The sequence below is a fragment of the Protofrankia symbiont of Coriaria myrtifolia genome, from assembly GCF_900634755.1.
Classification (GTDB): domain Bacteria; phylum Actinomycetota; class Actinomycetes; order Frankiales; family Frankiaceae; genus Protofrankia; species Protofrankia coriariae.
Genome location: NZ_CAAAFS010000177.1, coordinates 1 through 4,863, shown reverse-complemented (window position 1 = coordinate 4,863; position 4,863 = coordinate 1). Strand labels below are relative to the sequence as shown.

The 4,863-nt window shown below is 71.6% G+C and carries 3 protein-coding genes and 2 pseudogenes; 4 read left to right on the top strand and 1 reads right to left on the bottom strand.

The window, feature by feature from the left end:
• Together CM1CMNOD_RS10025 and CM1CMNOD_RS10020 are read left to right on the top strand one after the other, a co-directional pair.
• A pseudogene (locus CM1CMNOD_RS10025) lies at positions 1-184 on the top strand (hypothetical protein); the annotation flags it as partial.
• Between the two features lie 222 nt (positions 185-406).
• Positions 407-1,345 carry a Tn3 family transposase gene (locus CM1CMNOD_RS10020; protein ID WP_043603445.1) on the top strand — a complete coding sequence of 313 codons (939 nt, stop codon included), beginning with the start codon at positions 407-409 and terminating at the stop codon, positions 1,343-1,345.
• Here the strand turns inward: CM1CMNOD_RS10020 and CM1CMNOD_RS10015 are convergent.
• Positions 1,254-1,931, bottom strand: a complete 678-nt coding sequence (locus CM1CMNOD_RS10015; protein ID WP_013873541.1) for an ArsR/SmtB family transcription factor — start codon at positions 1,929-1,931, stop codon at positions 1,254-1,256. The genes CM1CMNOD_RS10020 and CM1CMNOD_RS10015 overlap by 92 nt on opposite strands.
• 85 nt (positions 1,932-2,016) lie before the next feature.
• Here CM1CMNOD_RS10015 and CM1CMNOD_RS10010 point away from each other — a divergent pair, with 85 nt between their 5' ends.
• Positions 2,017-3,381: an MBL fold metallo-hydrolase gene (locus tag CM1CMNOD_RS10010; protein ID WP_013873540.1), complete on the top strand. Its 1,365-nt coding sequence runs from the start codon at positions 2,017-2,019 to the stop codon at positions 3,379-3,381.
• Positions 3,378-4,643 (top strand): annotated as a pseudogene (locus tag CM1CMNOD_RS10005) (MFS transporter); the annotation flags it as partial. The gene CM1CMNOD_RS10010 and the pseudogene CM1CMNOD_RS10005, both read left to right, overlap by 4 nt.
• Between the last annotated feature and the right edge of the window lie 220 nt (positions 4,644-4,863).

Here is a 4,863-nt window from a genome sequence, read left to right as displayed (position 1 = left end):
GTGGAGCCGTAACGGCGAGATCACCTCCGCGGGCTACAGCTACCCCGAGGGTTACCTGACCAAGGACGTCGGCTACATCGGCGCCGACGGCCGCGGCGTGCTGCGCACCGAGTACCTCGCCCGCGTCTTCGCCGCGACCGCCAGCCGCGGCACCGGCAACGGCAACGCTCCGCGAACCTCCTGAGGAGGACACAGACACACGTCGGCCTGGACAGGGACGGCTGACTGAGCCCTGCTCCACAACGCAGGACGGACCCACCCTGCCGGGACAGGTCACCGGCCCGGAACGGTCACCGGCCGGCCGGGACGACCAGGCTTCCCGGGATACCGACGGCCGGCGGTCCCAGCTGTTGGCAGTGACCTCGTCTACCGCGCCGACAAGCGCGGCCGACCTCGGATCGTGCGCATGGTCTACGAGGTGGCCACCTTCCAGGCCCTGCGCGAGCAGCTGCGCTGCAAGGAGGTCTGGGTGGTCGGCGCGGGCCGTTGGCGCAACCCGGACGAGGACCTGCCCAAGGACTTCGAGGCCCGCCGCGTTGAGCACTACGGCGAACTGCGTAAACCGCTGGACCCGGCGGTGTTCATCACGTCTCTTCGTGAGGAGATGACCGAGGCCCTGGCCGACCTCGACGAGGCTCTGCCGGAGCTGGACTGGGCGGAGATCAAGGAACGTAAGGCCGGAGCGATCAAGTTCACCGCGCCGGAGGCGTCCGAGGAGCCGCGTAACCTGCGCCGGGTCAAGAACGAGGTGGGCCGCCGATGGAACGCGGTGCCGCTGATCGACATGCTCAAGGAAGCCGTGTTACGGACCGGCTGCCTGAAGGCAGTCACCTCCGTTGCGGGCAGCGGGCACTTGGCGCCCGAGGTCCTGGCTGAACGGCTGATGCTCGCGATCTACGCCTACGGCACCAACGCCGGTATCCGGTCGGTGGCCGGCGGCGCGCACGGCCACACCGAAGAGGAGATCCGGTACGTCCGGCGCCGCTACCTGACCTCGGAATCGGCCCGGCGGATCGCCGTTGAGATCGCCAACGCCACCTTCGCCGCGCGATATCGGGTTGTGGGGCAGTGGGTCGACGGCGGTGGCGTCGGATTCGTCGCCCGCTACCTGCGGGATCGTGACCTGCAGCGGGAGATCGAGGAGGGGTTGAACGTCGTCGAGTCGTGGAACGCGGCCAACGCGGTGATCTACTACGGCAAGGGCGGGGAGATCTCCACTGGATCGGCAGCGCAGGGAACAGGGTGGGCGCGGGTCAGGTGGTGCCGGTGGCGATGGGGCGGTGGTCGAGGCGCCATTCGAGCATGCCGTCGATCAGGCGTGCGGCGCGGTGGCCGTGGGCGGTGAGTAGGCGGACGGCGTCGTGGGCGAGGACGCAGTTGGTGCCGCGGCAGTAGGCGACGATGTTGGCGTTCTCGGGGAGTTCGGCCAGGCGGGCTGCGAGCTGGTCGAGGGGGAGGCTGACGGCGCCGGGGATGTGGCCGGCGGTGTACTCCTCGGTCGGGCGGACGTCGATGACGGTGGCGGTTCCGGCGTGGACGCGGTCGAGGAGTTCGTCGCGGGTGATCTCGTCGGTGTCGTCGGGGCCGAGGTAGGCGGTGCGGGCGTGGTCAGCGTCGGGCTGGTGGGTGTGTGCGACGTTCAGGAGCAGCCCGTACAGTGCGGCGACGTCGTCGCCGGCGAGGCGGTAGTGGATCCGCACGCCGTCGCGGCGGGTGCTGACCAACCCGGCCTGTTTGAGGGTCTGCAGGTGCGCGGATGCGGTGGTCAGGCCGAGTCCGGCGGCCTGGGCGAGGGCGTCGACGCTGCGTTCGCCCTGGGCGAGCAGGTCGAGTAGTTCCAGGCGCTTGCCGTTGGCGAGGGCTTTGCCGGTGCGGGCGAGGGCGTCGTAGAGCGCGCTCTTGCGCTCGGCCTTGCGTTGCGGGTCTCCCATGAAGCATCCTCCAAATATCCATGGAATATTGTAGTAGTGGGTCGGGGGGTCCGTGACCTCACCCTGCTGGTGTCTGGAGGACGCTGTGGGTTTCACCGACGATCACCTGATACCGCTGGTCGACGCGGGGCTGGGTAACAGCGCCTACCTGGTCGATCTGGGCGAGGGCCGCGCGCTGGCGGTGGACGCCTCTCGCGACCTGCGCACCCTGCGCGCCACCGCCGCGCGGCGCGGCCTGACCGTGGCGTACGCGGCCGACACGCACCTGCACGCGGACTTCCTGTCCGGCGCGGTGCAGCTGTCCGCCGACGACGGCGCGACCGTGCTCGCCTCTGCTGCCGGGCGCCGGGCGTTTGCGCACACCGGCCTCGGCGACGGCGACGAGGTGGACCTGGGCGGGCTGACCCTGCGCGCGCTGGCCACCCCGGGACACACCGACGAACACCTGTCCTTCCTGCTGCTCGACGGGACACGTGAGCTCGGGGTGTTCTCCGGTGGATCGATCATCGTCGGCTCGGCCGCCCGCACCGATCTGCTGGGCGCGGACCGGGCGGAGGAACTGGCCCGCGCGCAGTACCGGTCGGTGCGCCGGATAGCGCAGCTGCCAGCGGAGACTGCGCTGTGGCCCACCCACGGGGCCGGGTCGTTCTGCTCGGCACCTCCCCGCGCGGAACGGACCAGCACCGTCGGTGCGCAGAAACGGACGAACAACCTGCTCGCGGCCGCCGACGAGGACGCATTCGTCGCCGCGCTGCTCGGTTCGCTCGGTTCGTACCCGGCGTACTTCGACCGCCTCGCCGAGATCAACCGCCGTGGCCCCACACTCCTGGACGCCACCCCGTCCGTGCCTGCGCTGAGCCCCCTCGACGTGCGGCGGCTCGTCGAGGCAGGCGCGCAGGTCGTGGACGTACGGCCGGCAGCGGACTTCGCTTCAGGCCATATCCCCGGCGCGCTGTCGAACCCGCTGCGCGAGCAGTTCGCGACCTGGCTGGGCTGGCTGGTCCCCGACGACGCGCCGCTGGTGTTCGTCGCCGATCCGGGGCAGGACCTGGCCGACGTCGCCTGGCAGGCCGCGAAGATCGGATACGAGCGGATCGCCGGGCACCTGGCGGGCGCCATGGACGCCTGGCGCGCTGACGGCGGCCCGCAGACCACCCTCGGGTTCCTCACCGCCGCGGCCATCGGCGACCGGCCGGTGCTGGACGTGCGGCAGGACGCGGAGTTCACCGCCGGGCACCTGCCCGACGCGCTGCACACCGAACTCGGCTCCCTGGAAGGGGTGGCGGATACCGCGCCGGACGGGGCGGTGGTGATGTGCGGGCACGGCGAACGCGCGATGACCGCCGCCAGCGTGCTGGCCCGTGCCGGACGCACCGGGCTTGCGGTGCTGGCCGGCGGGCCGGGCGACTGGACCCGCGTCACCGGCCGGGCGCTGGAGGAAGGCACGTGAGCGCCCCCACCACCGTCGGGTCTCCCGCAGAGCCCACCGTGCGGCTCGGGCTGCGCGAGAACCTCCCGCAGTTCGTGCTGCTCGTCGCCGTCAACGCGCTCGTCGGCGGCATGCTCGGCCAAGAGCGCACCGTGCTCCCGCTGCTCGCCCGCGACGAGTTCGGCCTCGCCGGCAACACGTTCATGCTCACCTACATCCTCGCGTTCGGGGCGACCAAGGCGGTCACGAACTTCTTCGCCGGGACCTGGTCCGACCGGTACGGACGCAAACCCGTCCTGATCGCCGGATGGCTGATCGCTCTGCCCGTCCCCGCGCTGCTCGCGTGGGGCCCGTCGTGGGGCGCGATCGTGTTCGCCAACGTGCTGCTCGGGGTCAACCAGGGCCTGACCTGGTCCACCACGGTCATCATGAAGATCGACCTGGTCGGCCCGTCGCGGCGCGGCCTGGCCATGGGCTTCAACGAAGCGGCCGGGTACGTCGCGGTCGCCGCGACCGCGATGGCCACCGGCGCGATCGCCGCGCACGCCGGCCTACGACCCGAACCGTTCCTCCTCGGCGCCACGTACGCCGCCCTCGGTCTGGGGCTCTCGGTGCTGGTCGTGCGTGAGACCCGCGGCCACGCCCGCGCCGAAGCAGCACGCCACCCCGCCTCCGCCAACCCCGAGCACCACGGCGAGCTGACCACCGGGCAGATCGCCCGGCGCACCAGCCTGACCGACAAGGCGCTGTCGTCGGCGAGCTGGGCGGGCATGGTCAACAACCTCAACGACGCCCTGGCCTGGGGCGTCTTTCCGCTGCTGTTCGCCGCCCACGGCCTCACGGTCACCGAGATCGCCGTGCTCGCGGCGGTGTACCCGGCGGTCTGGGGCGCCGGCCAGATGCTGACAGGCTGGTGGTCCGACCGCATCGGCCGCAAACACCTCATCACCGCAGGCATGCTCCTCCAGGCCGCCGCTATCGCCCTGGTCGCCGCCGGAACGTCGGTCAGCGCGTGGGCCGTCGCCCAAGTTCTGCTCGGCGCGGGCACCGCGCTGGTCTACCCAACACTGCTCGCGGTGATCGGCGACGTCGCCCACCCCGCCTGGCGTGCCCGCGCGGTCGGCGTCTACCGGCTGTGGCGCGACGGCGGATTCGCCGTCGGTGCGCTGCTCGCCGGAGCCGTCGCCGACCTGTTCAGCGTCCAGGCCGCGATCTGGACCGTCGCCGCGCTCACCGCCATCGCCGGCCTCGTCGTCGCGGTCCGCATGTACGAGACACACCCGTACAACATGACTCCGATGGACTGCCGCCCCCCGCTGCGGCGGCCTACCCCTGCCACCGGTCAGCCCGGAGCCGTCAGCGACCAGCGCGTCGCGCGCCTGCTCCCAGCCCTCGCCGTGCCACTCCAGTCCGAGCGGACAAGGGTGACGGTGGTGCGGCCCGGGGCCGTTTTCGGTGAAGGTGACGTCGATGCGGCTGGCCTTGACGAAGTAGAAGTACACC

Bases quoted from the DNA above. Each gene is read 5' to 3' on its own strand.
- CM1CMNOD_RS10020 (WP_043603445.1), top strand. From the start codon at position 407: ATGGTCTACGAGGTGGCCACCTTCCAGGCCCTGCGCGAGCAGCTGCGC.
- CM1CMNOD_RS10015 (WP_013873541.1), bottom strand. From the start codon at position 1,931: ATGGGAGACCCGCAACGCAAGGCCGAGCGCAAGAGCGCGCTCTACGAC.